Origin of the sequence: Streptomyces sp. SID5910, assembly GCF_009862125.1 — a bacterium.
Lineage (GTDB): Bacteria > Actinomycetota > Actinomycetes > Streptomycetales > Streptomycetaceae > Streptomyces.
On sequence record NZ_WWHX01000036.1, the window covers coordinates 1 to 1,847 of the forward strand.

Consider the following 1,847-nt stretch of genomic DNA (forward strand, 5'->3'; position numbering starts at 1 on the left):
GGCCGCGGGCGGCGGACATCTCCAGGCCCGCCGCGTCGACGTCGTCCAGTCCCAGGGCCTCGGCGAGTGCCTGCACCGTACGGCGCTGGGGCCCCCGGGTCCGCCCGCGTTCCATGTCGGCCAGGGCCCGGACGCTCACCCCTGCCGCATGGGCCAGCGCTTCCTGGCTCAGTCCGGCACGGCCCCGCAGGTTCCGCAGCCGCTGCCCGAAGTCCCCCGCCGAGGGCGTGCCGTCGCGCACCGTCGATGTCCCCGATCGTCCGGCCCGCCCGGACGCGAGCTCCCGGCAGAAGTATCGCCGACGGCACTTCTGCCGGGAGAACCGCCTGGTCGGCCGGGGTCGTGGGTGGTCGACTGAAGGCCGACGCGGAACGCCCCTCCCGGACCTGCGTGATCCGTGCGCCCCGGCGGACGGACACGCCGGGGGACGGCGCCGGTGCGGCCCGGAACGGCCCGGACCACCCGCCGTCGAACGACCGTGGCACACGCTGCCGTAGCTCATCGAACGGGGACCTCTCACATGAACACCACTGTGCGCCGACGCTCCACGCTGCTCGCCACCGCGGGCACCGCCCTCGTCCTGTCGCTCACCGCCTGCCAGAGCGACGCCGACGGCGGGTCGGCGTCCGCGCCGTCCACGTCGGCCACCGTGGCGTCGACCCCGACGACCGCCGGGAAGCCGGCCGGCAAGGACACCGGCACGTCCGGCGAGACGGGCCCGGCGCGGTCGAACGGCTCGGCGGGCGCCGGCGACGACTCCTCGGGCACGACCGGCGCGACCGGCGAGCAGGCGACCGCCGCCACCCCGGTCTGCGCCGCCGGGGACGTCCGCGTCACCGCCGAGACGCAGGACGGCCCGCCCTACACGCACATCGTCCTCACGGCGCGCAACGGCAGCGGGCACTCGTGCCGGCTTGCGGGCTTCCCGCACCTCCAGTTCCTGGAGAGCCACAAGCAGGACGTCCCGGCCGTCGCCAAGAGCAAGCCGGCCGCGCCGGTCGTGCTCGGGGCGGGAGAGCCGGCCTACGCCCTGGTGAAGCTGTCGGACGGCGGGGTCGACGAGGAGAACGAGCCCGTGACGGCGTTCTCCCTGAAGCTGGAGGGCGACCCCACCGTCATCGCCGTCACGGCGCCCGGCAGCGACGGTATCGCCGTCGACCCGGCGAAGGCGCTCACCGGCTACTGGACGCCCGAACTCCGCAACGGCGCGGACGACTTCTGAAGGACCCCCTCGCGGGGGACGGCGGTCCCCCCGGGGGAGGCGCGCACACCGGCGGCCGTGGCCCGTGCCCCTGCCGCCGGTGCGGCCGCGGGCTGCTCCCGGATCCGGCGGCATGCCCGGACCAAGCACCGCCTACCCTCGACGCCATGCCGATTCCGCACGTCCTCGTCCTAGGGGGGACCACCGAGGCCCGCCGCCTCGCCGCCGTCCTCGCGGACCGTCCCGGGGTACGGGTGACGACCTCGCTGGCGGGGCGCGTGACCCGGCCGGGGGCGCTCGCCGGGGAGGTGCGGACCGGCGGTTTCGGCGGCGCGGAGGGCCTGGCGGCGTGGCTGCGCGACGCACGCGTGGACGCCCTCGTCGACGCGACCCATCCCTTCGCCGAGACCATCACGGCCAACGCGGCGCGTGCCGCGGCGGCCTCGGGCACGCCGCTGGTGGTCCTGCGCCGGCCGGGCTGGCACCCCGGCCCCGGTGACCGGTGGCATTCGGCCGCCTCCCTCCCCGAGGCGGCGGGCATGCTGCCGGGGCTCGGGCGCCGGGTCCTGCTGACCACCGGCCGCCTGGGCCTGGGGGCGTTCGCGCACCTCTCCGGCCTCCACTTCGTCGCCCGGTCGGTCGAGCC

Annotated in this window: 3 protein-coding genes; 2 read left to right on the plus strand and 1 reads right to left on the minus strand. The window is 76.9% G+C overall.

Annotated features, from left to right (window positions below; genetic code table 11):
- Positions 1-241 (minus strand): type II toxin-antitoxin system RelB family anti-toxin (gene relB / locus GTW67_RS37370; protein ID WP_161162975.1); only part of this gene is annotated, 241 nt, incomplete at its 3' end.
- Positions 242-520: 279 nt separating this feature from the next.
- On the opposite strand from relB, the gene GTW67_RS01435 reads away from it, so the two are divergent.
- Both GTW67_RS01435 and GTW67_RS01440 read left to right on the plus strand, forming a co-directional pair.
- Positions 521-1,222 carry a DUF4232 domain-containing protein gene (locus tag GTW67_RS01435; RefSeq protein WP_161162976.1) on the plus strand — a complete coding sequence of 234 codons (702 nt, stop codon included), beginning with the start codon at positions 521-523 and terminating at the stop codon, positions 1,220-1,222.
- A gap of 146 nt (positions 1,223-1,368) precedes the next feature.
- The coding region (locus GTW67_RS01440) for a precorrin-6A/cobalt-precorrin-6A reductase (RefSeq protein WP_161162977.1) at positions 1,369-1,847 on the plus strand (479 nt) is incomplete at its 3' end.